The 15,195-nt window shown below is 68.6% G+C and carries 16 protein-coding genes; all 16 read left to right on the top strand.

Annotated features, from left to right (window positions below; all coding sequences use genetic code 11):
* The first annotated feature begins 14 nt into the window (after nt 1-14).
* The 16 genes from AC5P8J_RS12150 to AC5P8J_RS12075 all read left to right on the top strand — a co-directional run bounded on the left by AC5P8J_RS12150 (nt 15) and on the right by AC5P8J_RS12075 (nt 15,108).
* On the top strand, nt 15-272 hold the full coding sequence (locus tag AC5P8J_RS12150; RefSeq protein WP_006402206.1) for an acyl carrier protein: 258 nt from the start codon (nt 15-17) through the stop codon (nt 270-272).
* A 22-nt stretch (nt 273-294) separates the two neighbouring features.
* Nucleotides 295-846 carry a COG4648 family protein gene (locus AC5P8J_RS12145; RefSeq protein WP_031270265.1) on the top strand — a complete coding sequence of 184 codons (552 nt, stop codon included), beginning with the start codon at nt 295-297 and terminating at the stop codon, nt 844-846.
* A complete protein-coding gene (locus AC5P8J_RS12140; protein ID WP_494540183.1) occupies nt 839-2,524 on the top strand; it encodes an ApeI family dehydratase in 1,686 nt (561 codons plus the stop codon). The genes AC5P8J_RS12145 and AC5P8J_RS12140 overlap by 8 nt, the downstream gene beginning before the upstream one ends.
* Nucleotides 2,514-3,284, top strand: coding sequence for a glycosyltransferase family 2 protein (locus tag AC5P8J_RS12135; protein WP_495216834.1), 771 nt, complete (start codon nt 2,514-2,516; stop codon nt 3,282-3,284). The genes AC5P8J_RS12140 and AC5P8J_RS12135 overlap by 11 nt, the downstream gene beginning before the upstream one ends.
* A gap of 1 nt (nt 3,285) precedes the next feature.
* Nucleotides 3,286-4,227 (top strand): lysophospholipid acyltransferase family protein, encoded by a 942-nt coding sequence (locus AC5P8J_RS12130; protein WP_021203498.1) that lies wholly within the window; start codon nt 3,286-3,288, stop codon nt 4,225-4,227.
* The gene (locus tag AC5P8J_RS12125) at nt 4,217-5,767 is read left to right on the top strand and encodes an HAL/PAL/TAL family ammonia-lyase (RefSeq protein WP_014038932.1); all 1,551 of its coding nucleotides are present in this window, start codon (nt 4,217-4,219) and stop codon (nt 5,765-5,767) included. The genes AC5P8J_RS12130 and AC5P8J_RS12125 overlap by 11 nt, the downstream gene beginning before the upstream one ends.
* A complete protein-coding gene (locus tag AC5P8J_RS12120) occupies nt 5,760-6,185 on the top strand; it encodes an acyl-CoA thioesterase (protein ID WP_031270261.1) in 426 nt (141 codons plus the stop codon). The genes AC5P8J_RS12125 and AC5P8J_RS12120 overlap by 8 nt, the downstream gene beginning before the upstream one ends.
* Nucleotides 6,182-6,811, top strand: coding sequence for a LolA family protein (locus AC5P8J_RS12115; RefSeq protein ID WP_021203496.1), 630 nt, complete (start codon nt 6,182-6,184; stop codon nt 6,809-6,811). Before AC5P8J_RS12120 ends, AC5P8J_RS12115 begins: the two co-directional genes overlap by 4 nt.
* Nucleotides 6,783-9,158, top strand: a complete 2,376-nt coding sequence (locus AC5P8J_RS12110) for an MMPL family transporter (RefSeq protein WP_032953699.1) — start codon at nt 6,783-6,785, stop codon at nt 9,156-9,158. Before AC5P8J_RS12115 ends, AC5P8J_RS12110 begins: the two co-directional genes overlap by 29 nt.
* A 53-nt stretch (nt 9,159-9,211) precedes the next feature.
* Nucleotides 9,212-10,462 carry an NAD(P)/FAD-dependent oxidoreductase gene (locus AC5P8J_RS12105; protein WP_021203494.1) on the top strand — a complete coding sequence of 417 codons (1,251 nt, stop codon included), beginning with the start codon at nt 9,212-9,214 and terminating at the stop codon, nt 10,460-10,462.
* Nucleotides 10,450-11,007, top strand: a complete 558-nt coding sequence (locus AC5P8J_RS12100) for a DUF3261 domain-containing protein (protein WP_021203493.1) — start codon at nt 10,450-10,452, stop codon at nt 11,005-11,007. The genes AC5P8J_RS12105 and AC5P8J_RS12100 overlap by 13 nt, the downstream gene beginning before the upstream one ends.
* Nucleotides 11,004-12,188, top strand: coding sequence for a beta-ketoacyl-ACP synthase (locus AC5P8J_RS12095; RefSeq protein ID WP_021203492.1), 1,185 nt, complete (start codon nt 11,004-11,006; stop codon nt 12,186-12,188). Before AC5P8J_RS12100 ends, AC5P8J_RS12095 begins: the two co-directional genes overlap by 4 nt.
* Entirely contained in the window at nt 12,185-12,640 is a 456-nt protein-coding gene (locus tag AC5P8J_RS12090) for a hotdog family protein (RefSeq protein ID WP_111102288.1), read from the top strand. The genes AC5P8J_RS12095 and AC5P8J_RS12090 overlap by 4 nt, the downstream gene beginning before the upstream one ends.
* Nucleotides 12,637-13,368 (top strand): 3-ketoacyl-ACP reductase FabG2, encoded by a 732-nt coding sequence (locus tag AC5P8J_RS12085; protein WP_021203490.1) that lies wholly within the window; start codon nt 12,637-12,639, stop codon nt 13,366-13,368. The genes AC5P8J_RS12090 and AC5P8J_RS12085 overlap by 4 nt, the downstream gene beginning before the upstream one ends.
* Complete coding sequence (locus AC5P8J_RS12080; protein ID WP_134735283.1) at nt 13,368-14,606, top strand: beta-ketoacyl-ACP synthase; 1,239 nt, start codon at nt 13,368-13,370, stop codon at nt 14,604-14,606. Before AC5P8J_RS12085 ends, AC5P8J_RS12080 begins: the two co-directional genes overlap by 1 nt.
* Before the next feature lie 61 nt (nt 14,607-14,667).
* Complete coding sequence (locus AC5P8J_RS12075) at nt 14,668-15,108, top strand: hypothetical protein (protein WP_005420284.1); 441 nt, start codon at nt 14,668-14,670, stop codon at nt 15,106-15,108.
* Nucleotides 15,109-15,195 lie beyond the last annotated feature (87 nt).

The raw sequence follows: 15,195 nt of genomic DNA, 5'->3' as shown, positions 1-15,195 counted from the left end.
CGCCAGGAATTGCCATGACCAAGAATGAACTGTTCGAACGCATCGTCAGCATCCTGACCGACAGCTTCGAGATCGAAACGGCCCGGATCACCCCGGAAGCCCGCCTGTACGACGACCTGGACATCGACAGCATCGATGCGGTGGACCTGATCGTGCAGCTCAAGCCGCTGCTCGGCCGCAACCTGCAGCCGGAAGCGTTCAAGGCCGTGCGTACCGTGCAGGACATCGTCGATGTGGTGCACAGGCTGCTGCCGGACCAGGCAGCCGCCTGACCGCAGCGCCGACGGCTCCACCATGGCACGCGCACGCACGGTCGTGGTGGCTGCGATCTCGCTGGCCTACCCGGTACTGGTGTACCTGGCGATGGGTCGTTTCGAGCCACGCTGGCTGTCGCTGCTGCTGTTCACCCTGGCCCTGCTGCGCGCGCTGAGTTCGCGCCAGCCGCTGTGGTGGGCCGCAGCGGCGGGCACCGGCCTGCTGGCGGTACTGGCTACCGTGCTCAACCAGGCCCTGCCACTGAAGCTGTACCCGGCGCTGGTCAATGCGGTGATGCTGGCGGTGTTCGGCACCAGCCTGCGCTTCGGGCCACCGCTGGTGGAGCGCCTGGCGCGGCTGCAGGAGCCGGACCTGCCCCCGTTCGCGGTGGCCTATACCCGACGCGTCACCCAGGTGTGGTGCGGGTTTTTCGTTCTCAACGGTAGCCTGGCCCTGCTGACCGCGCTGTACGCGTCGGACCGGGTCTGGATGCTCTACAACGGATTGTTGGCGTACGTGATGATGGGCGTGTTGTTCGCAGGTGAGTGGCTGGTGCGGCGGCGGGTGAAGGCGGCGCACGTGCATGGCTGAGTGGATTGCCCTGGACCGGCTGCTGCTGGAGGCGCGGCCGCAGCGCAATGTTGGCGTCTGCGATGGCGAGGTGATCGACCACGCCCGCTTCCGCCAGCGCGTGCTGGGCTGGCGCGCCGCCTTTGCGGCGGCCGAAGGCCGCGACTGGGCCCTGTACTTCGATGACGCCGTGGCCTTCGCGGCGGCGCTGTTCGGTGCCTGGCATGCCGGCAAGCGGGTGTTCCTGGCGGCCGACAACCTGCCGGCCACGCTGCAGGCACTGCAGCCGCAGGTGAGCGGTTTCGCAGGCGACGTGTCGGCCGACTATCGCCCGCTGGCGGCGCTGGACGCCACGCTGGACGACGAACTGCAGGTGCTGGACGAACGCGCCTGCGAGCTGTGCGTGTTCACCTCCGGCAGCACCGGCCAGCCGAGTGCGATCGGCAAGCGCCTGGACCAGCTGGCGCGCGAGGTGGAGGCGCTGCAGGCCGCGTTCGGCGCGCAGATGGAGGGCGTGCAGGTGCATGGCACGGTATCCCACCAGCACATCTACGGCCTGCTGTTCCGCGTGCTGTGGCCGTTGGCCGCCGGCCGCCTGATCCATCCACGCCGGTTCTTCCATGAAGACCTGGTGGGTGCGCTGGCCGGTACCGACACGGTGCTGGTGGCGACGCCAGCCCACCTCAAGCGCCTGCCCGAGCAGCTGGACTGGGCCAGCCTGCATGGCCGCCTGCGCGCGGTGTTCTCCTCCGGCGGCCCGCTGCCGGAAGAAGCCGCACGCCAGGTGCGGCAGTGGCTGGGTGTGGCGCCGACCGAGGTTTACGGCAGCAGCGAAACCGGTGGCATCGCCTGGCGCCGCTGGGACACCGACCTGCCACCGTGGCAACCGTTGCCGGGCGTGCAGTGGCGCATCGAGGATGGCTGCCTGGCCGTCGCCTCGGCGCATCTGGAAACCCTCGACTGGTGGCGTACCCAGGACCGCGTGGAAGCGTTGGCCGATGGCCGGTTCCGCCTGCTGGGCCGGGCCGATCGCATCGTCAAGATCGAAGAACGCCGCGTCTCGCTGGATGCATTGGAGCGCGCGCTGCGCGAAGACGCCGAAGTGGACGACGCGCGCGTGCTGGTCCTGCCCGGCCAGCGCGAGCAGCTGGCGGCCGTGGTGGTACCGGCTGACCGGGCGCTGCTGGCGGGTGGTGACACCGCGCGCCGCGCCCTGGGCCAGCGCCTTGGCGCGCGCCTGGCGCACGCGCATGACGCAGTGACCCGGCCGCGCCGTTGGCGCCTGGTGCAGGCGCTGCCGATCAATGCGCAGGGCAAGGTAACCCAGGCGGCGCTGGCAGCGCTGTTCCAGCCACTGATGCCGGTGCCGGTCTGGAACCGCCGCGACGCCGCCAGCGCCACCCTGCGCATGACCCTGGACCCGACGCTGCGGCCGTTCCAGGGCCACTTCCCCCAGGCAGCGATCCTGCCCGGCGTGGCGCAGCTGGATTGGGCGGTGCGTTTCGGCCGCCAGGTGTTCGCAATGCCGGCAGCGTTTCTGCGCATGGATGCGGTGAAGTTCCAGCATGTGGCCCGCCCCGGCGATGAGCTGACCCTGCAGCTGGACTGGGATGCCGCACGCAGCGCGCTGGCCTTCCGTTACACCTCCAGCCATGGTGTGCATGCCAGCGGCAAAGTGGTCTTCGCCGATGCGGACTGATCCGGCCGTTGCCGGTGCCGCATTCGCGCCACTGGTGGTGATTCCCGTCTACGACCACGAGCACGCCATCGCGGCGGTGCTCGACGGCGTGCAGGCCGCGGGACTGCCCTGCCTGCTGGTCGACGATGGTTCGCACGATGGGTGCGCGGCGGTGCTGCGCGCGCTGGCACAACGCCAGGGTGTCGACCTGCTGCGCCTGGACATCAACCAGGGCAAGGGCGGGGCAATGCTGGCCGGTTTCGCCGAGGCCGGCGCGCGAGGCTACAGCCACGTGCTGCAGATCGATGCCGACGGCCAGCATGATACGGCTGACCTGCCACGCTTCATCGAAGCCGCGCGCCTGCACCCGGGTGCAGTGATCTGTGGCATTCCGGCCTACGACGCCAGTGTTCCCAAGGCGCGCCTGTACGGTCGCTACGCCACCCACATCTGGGTCTGGATCAACACGCTGTCGCTGCACCTGCGCGACACCATGTGCGGCTTCCGCGTGTATCCACTGCCGCCGGTGCTGCGCGTGATCGGTGAAGAGACCATCGGCCGGCGCATGGACTTCGATACCGAAATAATGGTGCGCCTGTACTGGCGCGGGCTGCCGGTCGAGCACCTGGCCACGCGCGTGACCTATCCTGCCGATGGCGTGTCGCACTTCGATGTGTGGCGCGACAACGTGCGCATCAGCCGCATGCATACCCGTCTGTTCTTCGGCATGCTCTGGCGCGCGCCGCGCCTGCTGTGGCGCCGCCTGCGGGGGCAGCGCTGAGATGACGGCCGCGCAGGGCGCCCCACACTGGGCCGACATCGGCGAATCCACCTCGGTGGCCGGCGTGCTGTTCCTGTGCTGGGTGCACCGCTGGTTCGGGCGCTGGCCGTTCCGCCTGTGCGTGTGGCCGGTGGTGGCCTGCCATTGGCTGGGCAACCGTGTAGGGCGCCAGGCCTCGATGCAGTACCTGCAGCGGCTGCAGGCGCACAGCGGCGTGCTCGGCCGCGCGCCGAAACGGCGTGACAGCCTGCGCCACTTCTTTACCTTCGCCGACACGATGCTGGACAAGATCCTCGGCCTGGGCGGGCGCTACCCGGCCGAACGCATCCACCTGCACCGCGACCTGGTGCTGCAGAAGATCGCGCGCCGCGAGGGCGGGCTGATCCTCACCGCGCACATCGGCTGCCTGGAGCTGTGCCAGGTGCTGGCCGAGCAGGTGCCGGGATTCCGCATCACCGTGCTGGTGCATACCGCACACGCGCAGCGCTTCAACCGTCTGCTGCAGCGGCTGGACCCGCTGGCGGCGGTGGAACTGGTGCAGGTGACCGAAATGGGGCCGGCCACGGCGGTGATGCTGGCCGAGCGCGTTGCGGCGGGGGGCTTCGTTGCCATCGTCGGCGACCGCACGCCGGTACAGGGTGGCCGCAGCGTCACCGCCGATTTCCTTGGCCACCGCGCCCCGTTCCCGATCGGCGCCTATGTACTCGCCGCCGCGCTGGGGTGCCCGGTCTACACCATGGCCTGCCTGCACCAGGGCGAGGGCTATCGCGTTGCATTCGAACAGTTCGCCGACCGCATCGTGCTGCCGCGTGGCTCGCGCGACGCCGCACTGGCCGAACAGGCACAGCGCTTCGCGCGCTGGCTGGAACTGCAGGTCATCCAGTCCCCGTTGGACTGGTTCAATTTCTTCCCCTTCTGGGATCAGGCTCCGCATGACGACTGACGCCGTACCCGTGTGCCGCTTTGGCGATGCACCGTTGACCATCGAAGACGTGGTTGCCCTGGCCCAGCGCCAGTGCGAGGCCGCGCTGAGCGACGCGCCGGCGTTCCGCGCGCACATCCAGCGCGGCGCCGACTTCCTCGACCGACTGCTGCGCGAGGATGGCGTGATCTACGGTGTGACCACCGGCTATGGCGATTCGTGCACGGTGAACATCCCGCCGGCACTGGTGGCTGAACTGCCGCACCACCTGTACACCTACCATGGCTGCGGCCTGGGCCGTTACCTGGACCCGGTCGAGACCCGTGCGGTGCTGGCCGCGCGCCTGGCCTCGCTGGTGCGTGGCATGTCCGGTGTCAGTGTGCCGCTGCTGGAAGGCCTGGCCACGCTGCTGCAGCACGACGTGCTGCCGATGATTCCGGCCGAAGGCTCGGTCGGTGCCAGTGGTGACCTCACGCCGCTGTCCTACGTGGCGGCGGTGCTGTGCGGCGAGCGCGAGGTGCTGCACGACGGCCGCGTGCGGCCGGCAGCCGAGGTGCTGGCGAAGATCGGCATGACCCCGCTGAAGCTGCGGCCGAAGGAAGGCCTGGCGATCATGAACGGCACCGCCGTGATGACCGGCCTGGCCTGCCTGGCCTGGCAGCGCGCCGACTACCTGGCACGCATGGCCACGCGCCTGACCGCGTTCAACGTGCTGGCCAGCGACGGCAACGCGCACCACTTCGACGAAACCCTGTTCGCGGCCAAGCCGCATCCGGGCCAGGGCCGCATCGCCGCGCGCCTGCGCAGCGACCTGCACAGCGAGCGTCCGCCGCGCAATGAACAGCGCCTGCAGGACCGCTATTCGCTGCGCTGCGCGCCGCATGTGATCGGCGTGCTGGAGGACAGCCTGCCGTTCCTGCGCCAGCTGATCGAAACCGAACTGAACAGCGCCAACGACAATCCGCTGATCGATGCCGACGGCGAGCGCATCCTGCATGGCGGCCACTTCTACGGGGGCCACATCGCGCTGGCGATGGACACCCTGAAGAACACCGTGGCCAACGTTGCCGATCTGCTCGACCGCCAGCTGGCGCTGGTGGTCGATGCCCGCTACAACCATGGGCTGCCTGCCAACCTGTCGGCGGCCACCGGCCCGCGCGCGGCCATCAACCATGGCCTGAAGGCACTGCAGATCAGCGTGTCGGCGTGGACCGCCGAAGCGCTGAAGCAGACCATGCCGGCCAGCGTGTTCTCGCGTTCGACCGAATGCCACAACCAGGACAAGGTCAGCATGGGCACCATCGCCGCGCGTGACTGCCTGCGCGTGATCGAACTGACTGAACAGGTGGTGGCCGCGATGCTGATCGCTGCCCGCCAGGGCCTGGCCCTGCGCGAACGGGTTGGCCTGAACGCGCAGCTGCATGGCAGTCTGGCCGACATGTACGCCGACCTGGGGCAGCGCATCGCCCTGGTTGAAGAAGACCGCGCGCTGGATCGCGAACTGCGGGAACTGCTGGTGGAGATCCGCGCGCAACGTTGGGAGCTGTACGCCGGTGAATGAGGTTATTGAACGGGTTGGCGAAATTGCGTTGACGCCCGCCTTCCATGACTGCGATCCGATGAACGTGGTCTGGCATGGCAACTATTTCAAGTACTTCGAGATCGCGCGCTGCGCGCTGCTCGGGCGCTACGACTACGACTATCCGCAGATGCTCGAGTCGGGCTACCTGTGGCCGGTGGTCGATGCGCGGGTGAAGTACGTGCGGCCGCTGCTGTTCAACCAGGCCCTGCGCGTGGTCGCGCGCATCGTGGAATGGGAGAACCGGCTGAAGATCGAGTACGAAATCCTCGATGCGGAAAACGGCCAGGTGCTGACCCGCGCGATGACCATCCAGGTCGCGGTGGACGCGGCCAGCAAGGAAATGCAGTACCAGTGCCCGCCGGTACTGTGGGAACGCCTGGGAGTGCCTGCACCGTGAACACCCTTGTCCGTCTTTCCAGCGCGCTGCTGTGCGCGCTGATTTTCGTTGCCGCACCGCAGGTGCAGGCGGCCGACCCCGCCATTGATGCGATCACCCAGGCGGTGGCGCGGCCGGACGTGCTGCGTGGCCAGTTCAGCCAGGAAAAGCAGGTCAGCGGCTTCAGGAACCCGCTGCGCTCGCAGGGCCAGTTCGTGGTCGCCCGCCGGCACGGCGTGATCTGGACCACGCTCAAGCCGTTCCCCTCCGAAGTGGTGGTGACCGCCGACCGCATCCTCAGCCGCCAGCGCGATGGCAGCACCCGTGTCGAGCTCGATGCACGGCAGCAGCCGGCGATGCGTTCGGTCAACGCGATCATGTTCGCGCTGATGAGTGGCGACGTGCAGGCGCTGTCCAGCCAGTTCAACGTGGCGGCCAGTCGTGAAGGGCAGGGCTGGCGGCTGCGGCTGACGCCGAAGTCGGCGATGCTGGCCAAGGCCTTCCAGTCGCTGACCCTGCAAGGTGACCGCTACGTGCGCCAGGTCGAGATCGTCGAGGCCAACAAGGACCGCACGCAGATCCAGTTCAGCGCGTTGAGCGAGGCGCCGGCCACGCTCAATGCCGACGAGGCCCGCCGCTTTGAGTGAGGCCGTGGCATCGAACGCACCGGACCGCCTGCGGCGCTGGTGGCACTGGCTGGGCATCGCCTGGCTGGTGCTGCTGCTGGCGCTGGGCGCACAGCAGTGGCAGCTGTGGAGCCAGCAATCGCGGATCGACACCGACATCCTCGCGTTGCTGCCGCAGGATGCGCGTGACCGCCTGTTGAGCGACGTCACCCGGCGCATCGCCGATGGCAGTTCACGGCAGGTGGTGGTGCTGCTGGGCAGCCAGGACGGTGCCGCCGCCAAGCGCGCGCAGTCCGCGTTCGCTGCGGCTATGGCCAAGGATGCCGATCACGCGTTGCTGGTGCCCAGTGGTTCCATCGAGGGCTGGTTCGATGAGGCGCGCGCGTTCTACGCGCCGTACCGCGACCGCCTGCTGACCCCGGCCCAGCGCGAGCAGCTGCAGGGCAGCGAGCCGGGCGCGTTGGCGGAGCAGGCGTTGGCTGCGCTGTACGGTCCGATGGGCGCCCCACGCCTGACCGATTGGCGCCAGGACCCGCTGTCGCTGTGGCCGCAATGGTGGCAGCAGCAGGCGCAGGGCTCGGGGTTGCGGCTGGGCGATGACGGCCTGCTGGAAGCCGAGGGCAGGCATTGGGCCGTGCTGCAGTTCGATACACCTGGTTCGGCATTCCAGCTTGACGGCGAACGCCATCTCGATGGCCTGCTGGAACGCGCCGGAAAGGCGGCCAAGGCCGTAGCACCGGAGCTGGAGATCCTGCACGCCGGCGTGCCGCTGCATGCCGAGGCAGCCGCAGTGCAGGCCAACCGTGAGATCAACACGATCGGCTGGGGCTCGCTGGCCGCGGTGCTGCTGCTGGTGTGGCTGGCGTTCCGTTCGCTGCGCCCGATCCTGCTGGTCGCCGCGTCATTGCTGATCGGCTGCGGCGTGGCACTGGCGGTGACCGTGCTGGTGTTTGGCAAGGTGCACGTGCTGACCCTGGTGTTCGGTGCATCGCTGGTGGGTGTGGCCGAGGATTACGGCATTCACTGGTTCGCCTCGCGCCAGGCCGAGCCGGCCGATCGTCGCTGGAAGCTGCTGCGGCACCTGCTGCCCGGCCTGTGGCTGGCCCTGCTGACCAGCGCGCTGGCCTACCTGGCACTGGGCCTGGCCCCGTTCCCGGGCCTGCGCCAGATGGCACTGTTCTCGGTGGTCGGTCTGGCGGCTGCTTTCCTCACGGTGATCTTCTGGTTCCCGTGGCTCGATGGCGGCGAGATCCGCCAGACCCGGTTCTCGCAGTGGCTGGGCAATACGCTGGAACGTTTCCCGCGCCTGCATGGCCGTCGCGCGGTGACGATGTTCGTGGTGATCACGCTGGCACTGTCTGCAATCGGCATCGCACGCCTGCACAGCAACGACGACCTGCGCAGCCTGCAGTCATCACCGCCAGCGTTGATGGCGCAGCAGATCCGCCTGAGCCAGCTGCTGGGCATGCCCAGCCCGGCGCAGTTCTACCTGGTGCAGGGCGCGGATGCTGCGCAGCTGCTGCAGCGCGAGGAAGCACTGACCGAGCGCCTGCGTGTACTGGCCAACGACAAGCGCATTGGTGGCTATCGCGCGATCAGCGATTGGCTGCCGTCGCCGGCGCGCCAGCAGGCCGATGCCGCGCTGACCGCGAAGGTGGAACCTGGCGTGCTGTCGGCCGTGTCCGAGGCGGTGGGAGAGCCGCTGCAGCGTCCGCAGTTCGCGGATGCGCCGCTTACCGCCGAAGCCTTTCTGGCCTCGCCCGCCTCGCAGCCGTTCCGTCACCTGTGGGTGGGCGCGGTGGGCGGGCAGATGATCAGCGTGGTGATGGTCGATGACCTGTCGCGTGCCGATGCGCTGACCACCCTGCGTGGCGCGGCCGAGGGCCTGCCCGGCGTGCGCTGGGTGGACCGTACCGCCGACTTCTCGCAGCTGCTGGGCCACTACCGCAAGCTGATGGGCGGCCTGCTGCTGGTCGGCATCGTGCTGGTGTTCGGCGCGCTGTGGCTGCGCTACCGACGCCAAGCCTGGCGCGTGTTCGCACCGACCCTGATTGCCGGTGCACTGACCCTGGGCCTGCTGGGCCTGTTCGGCCAGCCGCTGCAGCTGTTCAACGTGCTGGCGCTGATGCTGCTGCTGGGCATGGGCATCGACTACGGCATCTTCCTGATCGAGCACCGCGGTGATGCCAGTGCCTGGCTGGCGGTGTGCGTGGGCGCGGCCAGTACCTGGCTGTCGTTCGGTCTGCTGGGCCTGTCGCAGACCCCGGCGTTGCGCGCGTTCGGCCTGACCCTGCTGTTCGGCATCGGCCTGGTCTGGCTGATCTCGCCGCTGTTCCGTCCGCCGCCGCACGATCTGCCGCCGGCCTGAGCCTGTTTTCCGACTTCCTTCTTTCCACTTGATCGAGCAACAAGGACGCACCGATGAACACTGCTGTGGATGCTGTCGAACGTACTGAAATCCTGATCATCGGCGCGGGCCCGGCCGGTTCGGTGGCTGCGGCGATGCTGCGCCAGCAGGGCCGCCAGGTGCTGATGCTGGAACGCCAGCAGTTCCCACGCTTCTCCATCGGCGAAAGCCTGCTGCCGCAGAGCATGGAGTACATCGAGGCGGCCGGCCTGCTGCAGGATGTGGTCGAGGCGGGCTTCCAGTACAAGAACGGTGCCGCCTTCGTGCACGGCGAAGCGCGCACTGCATTCGACTTCAGGAAGAAGTTCTCGCCGGGTTGGGGCACCACCTACCAGGTGCAGCGCGCCGACTTCGACAACGTGCTGGCACGCGGTGCCGAGCGCATGGGCACCACGCTGCGCTTCGGCGACGAAGTGCTTGCGGTCGAGCCGGGCGAGCAACCGGCGGTGACGGTGCGCCGCCCGGACGGCAGTGAATACCGCATCGAGGCCGATTTCATCCTCGATGCCTCCGGCTTCGCGCGCCTGCTGCCGCGGCTGCTGCAGCTGGAGTCGCCTTCCAACTTCCCGGTGCGCGGCGCGATCTTCTGCCACGTGCGCGACAACATTCCGGCCGAAGCGGACTTCGACCGCAACAAGATCCTGATCACCACCCATCCCGAGCACATCGACGTCTGGTACTGGACGATCCCGTTCTCCAACGGCTGCTGCTCGCTGGGCGTGGTCGCCGAGCCGTCGTTCTTCGAGCGCTACGAGGGTGACGACCTGCAGAAGCTGCAGGCCATCGTCGGCGAGGACCCCAACCTGACCCGCCTGCTGGCCAACGCCGAATGGGCGGTGCTGCCGGTGCGCCGCATCACCGGCTACTCGGCCAACGTCAGTTCGCTGTGGGGGCCCGGCTACGCGTTGCTGGGCAACGCCGGCGAGTTCCTCGATCCGGTGTTCTCGTCCGGTGTGACCATTGCCTTCAAGTCCGCGCAGCTGGCCAGCGAATGCCTGGCGCGCCGCTATGCCGGTGAAACCGTCGACTGGGAAGCTGAATTCTCGATCCCGCTGCGCGCCGGCGTGAAGACCTTCCGCCGCTTCGTCGAAAGCTGGTACGACGGCGGTTTCCAGAAGATCATCTACCACCCGCAGCAGCAGCCCGAAGTGCGCGACATGATCAGCTCCATCCTGGCCGGCTACGCCTGGGACACCAACAACCCGTATGTGGCCGACGAAAGCGGCCGTCGCATGCGCGTGCTGGAGGAACTGTGCAGCGCCTGATCTTCCGTACTGCGGCCCTGCTGCTGTGCCTGCTGCTGGCCGCCTGTGCCGGGCGCATGCCCAAGCCACAGGTGGAACTGCCGCCGCTGCGCCTGTCGCCGGCCAGCCTGCCGGCGCCGCTGGCGCTGCAGCAGCAGCTGCACTTCCGTTTCGGCAGCCATGAGCGCGACCTCGATGCGCTGCTGGAAGCCGATGCACAGCGGGTGCAGCTGGCGGTGCAGGCGATGGGCCAGACCGGCGTGCGCCTGCAGTGGGACGGCCAGCAGCTGACCCAGCAGCGTGCGCCGTGGTTGCCGCCGCAGGTGCGTGCCGAGCGTGTGCTGGATGACCTGCAGTTCGCGCTGTGGCCGACCGCGGCCATCGCCGCAGCGCTGCCGGCCGGCTGGGAGGTCATCGACGACGGCCACCAGCGCAGCTTGTCGCGCGACGGCACGGTGTGGCTGCTGCTGCAGCGCCTGGACGATGGCAGCGTGCAGCTGGACAACCGCGCCGAAGGCTATGCGCTGCGCATCGAATCGATCGATATGGCCGGGCAGGACCCATGAGTGCACCGATCTACCTGAACGACCTGGGCGTGGTCTGCGCGCTCGGCGATGGCCGCACTGCGGTCGCGTCGGCGATGTTCGCCGATGTGCCGGGCGGGCTCAGCGACAACGACAGCCTGCTGCCGGGGCGCACCCTGGCGCTGGGAGAGGTCCGCACGCCGCTGCCGGCGCTGGAAGACCTGCCGGTGGCCCTGCGCGGGCGCAACAACGCCCTGCTGGACGTGGCGCTGGCGCAGATCGCACCGGCGGTGGCCGCGGCGATTGCCCGCCATGGTGCCGAGCGCGTGGCGGTGGTGCTGGGCACCAGCACCTCGGGCATCGGTGAATCCGAGCAGGCCCTGCGCAGCCACGCTGAACAGGGCCAGTGGCCGCAGGGCTTCGATTACGCCCAGCAGGAAATGGGCACCGCCGCGCAGTTCGTGCGCCAGCGCAGCGGCGCACAGGGACCGGCGTGGACCCTGTCCACCGCGTGTTCGTCCAGTGCCAAGGCACTGATGTCAGCCGCGCGCATGCTGCGCGCCGGCATCGTCGATGCGGTGATCGCCGGTGGCGCCGATTCGCTGTGCCGCTTCACCGTGGCTGGCTTCAGCGCGCTGGAATCGGTGTCGGCGGCACGCTGCAACCCGTTCTCGCAGCACCGCGCCGGCATCAACATCGGCGAGGGTGCCGCGCTGTTCCTGCTCACCCGCGAACCCGGCCCGGTATGCCTGGCGGGGTGGGGTGAGTCGGCCGATGCCCACCACATGTCCGCGCCCGACCCGCAGGGGCTGGGTGCCATCGATGCGCTGCAGCAGGCGCTGCTGCGCGCAGGCTGGGGCGCAGACGAAGTGGATTACGTGAACCTGCATGGCACCGCCACCGGCCACAACGATGCGATGGAAAGCCTGGCGGTCTCGCAGGTGCTGGGCAACAGCGTGCCAGCCAGTTCGACCAAGCCGCTGACCGGCCACACGCTGGGTGCCTCGGGTGCCATCGAGGCGGCGCTGTGCTGGATCGTGCTGGCCGAGAACCCGCAGCAGCTGCTGCCGCCGCACTGGTGGGACGGCGTGGCCGACCCGGCACTGCCGGTGCTGCCGCTGGTCGCACCGGGCACGCGCCTTGCGCAGCCACCGCGGCGGGTGCTGAGCAATTCGTTCGCTTTCGGCGGCAGCAACGCCGTGCTGGCACTGGAGCGTCGATGAACACGCTGTATGCAATCGAAGAGGTGGTGCCGCACCGCCAGGACATGTGCCTGCTGCAGCGCATCACGCATTGGGACCAGGACACCCTCGAGGCCGAGCTGGTGGTACCCGAGGCAGGCCTGTTCGTCGAGGATGGCCAGGTCCCGGCGTGGGTCGGCATTGAGTACATGGCGCAGGCCATCGCGGCCTGGGCCGGCTGCCGTGCGCGTGCAGCCGGCAAGCCGCCGCAGCTGGGCTTCCTGCTCGGCAGCCGCCGCTACAGCAGCGCGCGCAGCAGCTTCCCCGCCGGTTCGCGGCTGCGCGTACAGGCGCGCTGCGAGCTGTTGGGTGACAATGGATTGGGGATGTTCGCCTGCCGCATCCTGGCAGGTGAGGACGAATGGGCGACAGCCAACGTGTCGGTGTACGAACCGGCCGACGCGATGGCCTATCTGGAGAGTGGACAGGCATGACAGGGAATCGAAGCGTGCTGGTGACCGGCGCCAGCCGGGGCATCGGCCGGGCCATTGCGCTGCGCATCGCGCGCGATGGCTTCGACGTGGTGGTGCATTGCCGCAGCCGCCTGGAAGAGGCACAGGCCGTGGAGGCTGAGATCCAGGCACTGGGCCAGCAGGCCCGCGTGCTGGTGTTCGACGTGGCCGACCGCGAGGCCGCGAGGGCCGCGCTGGAAGCCGATGTCGAGGCACATGGCGCGTATTACGGCGTGGTCTGCAATGCCGGCATCGCCCGTGACGGCGCCTTCCCGGCGCTGTCGGAGGACGATTGGGACCAGGTCATCCACACCAACCTGGATGGCTTCTACAACGTGCTGCATCCGCTGATCATGCCGATGGTACGGCGGCGCAAGCCGGGCCGCATCGTCACCCTGTCGTCGGTATCCGGGTTGGCCGGCAACCGCGGCCAGGTCAACTACAGTGCTGCCAAGGCCGGCATCATCGGTGCCACCAAGGCGCTGGCGCTGGAACTGGCCAGCCGCCAGATCACCGTCAACTGCGTGGCTCCGGGCCTGATCGAAACCGAAATGCTCAACGATGAAGTGGTTGAACACGCGCTCAAGCTGATTCCCGCCGGCCGCGTCGGCCGTCCCGACGAAGTGGCGGCCACGGTGGCGTTCCTGCTGTCCGAGCCGGCCGGCTACATCACCCGCCAGGTGATCTCGGTGAACGGAGGCATGCTCTGATGGCCGCCAATCGTCGCGTGGTGGTCACCGGTGCCGCCGCCATCAGTCCGCTCGGCCACGATTGGCCGACCATCGAGGCACACCTGCGCAGCTGCCGCAATGCGGTGCGTGCGATGCCCGAGTGGGATGTGTATGCCGGGCTGAACACCAAGCTGGCGGCGCCGGCGCAGGATTTCGCGCTGCCGCCCAACTACAACCGCAAGACCACCCGCTCGATGGGCAAGGTCGCGATCATGTCGGTGCGCGCCACTGAGGTGGCACTGCGTGAAGCCGGCCTGCACGAGCATCCGGTGCTGCGCAGCGGCCGTACCGGCGTGGCCTATGGTTCCTCGTCGGGCAGCCATGAGGCCACCGGTGAATTCGGGCGCATGCTCAACGAGTTCACCACCGATGGCATCAGTGCCACCACCTACCTGAAGATGATGAGCCACACCGCGCCGGTCAACATCGGCGTGTTCTTCGGCCTGTCCGGGCGCGTGTACACCACGTCCAGTGCCTGCACCTCGGGCAGCCAGGGCGTGGGTGCGGCCTATGAAGCGATCCGCAGTGGCAAGCAGACGGTGATGGTGGCCGGCGGTGCCGAGCAGCTCGATGCCACCGCAGCGGCGGTGTTCGACACCCTGTTCGCCACCAGCGTGCGCAACGACGCGCCGCAGACCACGCCGCGCCCGTTCGATGCCGGCCGTGATGGCCTGGTACTGGGCGAGGGCGCCTGCACGCTGATCCTGGAGGACCTGGAACACGCGCAGGCGCGTGGCGCCACCATCCTGGCCGAGGTGGTCGGCTACGGCACCAACAGCGATGGCCAGCACGTCACCCAGCCCAGCACCGACACCATGGCCCAGGCCATGCGCCTGGCATTGGAGGACGCCGGCCTGGACCCGGCGCAGATCGACTACGTCAACGCCCATGGCACCGCCACCGACCACGGCGACATCGCCGAGACCCAGGCCACCGCACAGGTGTTCGGCAGCCGCGTGCCGATCAGCTCGCTGAAGAGCTACGTCGGCCACATGCTGGGTGCCTGTGGCGCGTTCGAGGCCTGGCTGAGCATCGAGATGATGCGCACCGGCTGGTTCGCGCCGACCCTGAACCTGGCCGAGGTCGATCCGCGCTGTGGCCAGCTCGACTTCATCACCGGGCAGGGCCGCGAACTGCAGGCCGAGTACGTGATGAGCAACAACTTCGCCTTCGGCGGCATCAACACCTCGCTGGTGTTCCGCCGCTGGCGCGAGTGAACCACCGTCCCACCGCACTGTTTCCGCTACCCACCCGCACCCCTGACAAGGAGAAGTTTCGATGCGCCGCACTCTCATGATCGCCACTGCCACCGCGCTGCTGGCCCTGACCTCCACCGCCTCTGCCCGCGACACGCGTGTCGAACAGTCCCTGCAGGAACTGGTCAATTCGCAGGCCGCCAAGGACGCTGGCATCGACGGCAGCGTGCGCTTCTATCTGGCCGGCCAGCCGGTCAGCGTGCAGCAGCGCCTGGGCGAAGACGTGACCAACAAGAAGACCAACGCCGCCAACAAGAGCGATGCCGAGGCCTGCCGCTGGGTTGCGTTGTCGGCACTGCGCGCGCTGCAGGACGGTGCCAAGTCGCGCGGCGCCAACGCCGTGGTCGACATCGTCAGCTATTACAAGAAGAACGAGTTCAAGAGCAGCACCAACTACGAGTGCTACGCCGGTGCCATCCTCGCGGGTGTCGCGCTGAAGGGCACCTACGCCAAGGTCAAGTAAGCGCCCGTGTGGTGGCAGCCGTGGCTGAACGACGCCGCCACATTGCTGAACCTCGCCGGGGAAACGCCGTCGATCACGCCGCCAACG

It is taken from the genome of Stenotrophomonas sp. YJH_SMC_37 (assembly GCF_059370035.1).
The sequence above is the reverse complement of the archived record's forward strand: the minus strand, read 5'-3'. Positions and strand labels throughout refer to the sequence as shown.

Coding starts and splice junctions, on each gene's coding strand:
- AC5P8J_RS12150 (WP_006402206.1), top strand. CDS start 15: ATGACCAAGAATGAACTGTTCGAACGCATCGTCAGCATCCTGACCGAC.
- AC5P8J_RS12145 (WP_031270265.1), top strand. CDS start 295: ATGGCACGCGCACGCACGGTCGTGGTGGCTGCGATCTCGCTGGCCTAC.
- AC5P8J_RS12140 (WP_494540183.1), top strand. CDS start 839: ATGGCTGAGTGGATTGCCCTGGACCGGCTGCTGCTGGAGGCGCGGCCG.
- AC5P8J_RS12135 (WP_495216834.1), top strand. CDS start 2,514: ATGCGGACTGATCCGGCCGTTGCCGGTGCCGCATTCGCGCCACTGGTG.
- AC5P8J_RS12130 (WP_021203498.1), top strand. CDS start 3,286: ATGACGGCCGCGCAGGGCGCCCCACACTGGGCCGACATCGGCGAATCC.
- AC5P8J_RS12125 (WP_014038932.1), top strand. CDS start 4,217: ATGACGACTGACGCCGTACCCGTGTGCCGCTTTGGCGATGCACCGTTG.
- AC5P8J_RS12110 (WP_032953699.1), top strand. CDS start 6,783: ATGCCGACGAGGCCCGCCGCTTTGAGTGAGGCCGTGGCATCGAACGCA.
- AC5P8J_RS12105 (WP_021203494.1), top strand. CDS start 9,212: ATGAACACTGCTGTGGATGCTGTCGAACGTACTGAAATCCTGATCATC.
- AC5P8J_RS12095 (WP_021203492.1), top strand. CDS start 11,004: ATGAGTGCACCGATCTACCTGAACGACCTGGGCGTGGTCTGCGCGCTC.
- AC5P8J_RS12090 (WP_111102288.1), top strand. CDS start 12,185: ATGAACACGCTGTATGCAATCGAAGAGGTGGTGCCGCACCGCCAGGAC.
- AC5P8J_RS12085 (WP_021203490.1), top strand. CDS start 12,637: ATGACAGGGAATCGAAGCGTGCTGGTGACCGGCGCCAGCCGGGGCATC.
- AC5P8J_RS12080 (WP_134735283.1), top strand. CDS start 13,368: ATGGCCGCCAATCGTCGCGTGGTGGTCACCGGTGCCGCCGCCATCAGT.
- AC5P8J_RS12075 (WP_005420284.1), top strand. CDS start 14,668: ATGCGCCGCACTCTCATGATCGCCACTGCCACCGCGCTGCTGGCCCTG.